Origin of the sequence: Maribrevibacterium harenarium (genome assembly GCF_006385675.1) — a bacterium.
In the GTDB taxonomy this organism is placed as follows: Bacteria; Pseudomonadota; Gammaproteobacteria; order Pseudomonadales; family Marinomonadaceae; genus Marinomonas; species Marinomonas harenarium.
In genome coordinates this window covers 1-643 of record NZ_VFRR01000134.1, presented here as the reverse complement: position 1 = coordinate 643, position 643 = coordinate 1, and the positions used below count along the sequence as shown (strand labels likewise).

Annotated in this window: 1 protein-coding gene; it reads left to right on the top strand. The window is 53.5% G+C overall.

The window, feature by feature from the left end; translation table 11 throughout:
* On the top strand, nt 1-643 hold a 643-nt coding region (locus tag FJM67_RS17625), incomplete at both ends, for a hypothetical protein (RefSeq protein WP_181161558.1).

The window sequence follows — 643 nt, the reverse complement described above, 5'->3', positions numbered from 1 at the left end:
GAATAGCGCCCAAGAAGACCTAACAACGACCTCAGACGGTGCTGTTGTTGTAAGCGTCAATGCAGGCGGTCTGACCATCAATGATGGTACAGACGGCACAACAGGCTTGTCGGCAGCAGGTAGCGGCAATGTACTACTGAATGTCACCGGCCAAATTACCCTAGATGCTGGCGTGGATGCCGGTACGGGCCATATCAGTGTGGTGACAGACGACACGCTAACGCAAAACGCGAATGGCGATCTGACCACCAGAGATAGAGGTACAGTGGATGTGAGAGCCAATGCCATTACCATGGCGGATGGTGCAGTCACAACCGGCGAAAACAATATCCGTTATGAAGCGGCGACAACCCTAGCCTTGGGGCAGTTGACGACAACGGGTAATATCAGCCTAAGTGCTGCGACGATCACGGATGCGAACGCCGGTACCAATAACCTCACGGCCGATGAATTGCGGATTGTGACCACCGGTACAGCGGATGGTGATGGTGCAGGCACAGGTTCAGACCACCTAGAACTGAACGTCGCGAAATTGGCTGCGGATGTGAAGGGCACCGGAACAGGTGGCTTATACCTCACCGAAGCAAGTGCATTGCAGATTGGTACGCTAAACGCGATTAATGTGAATAAAGTGGGCACCGAT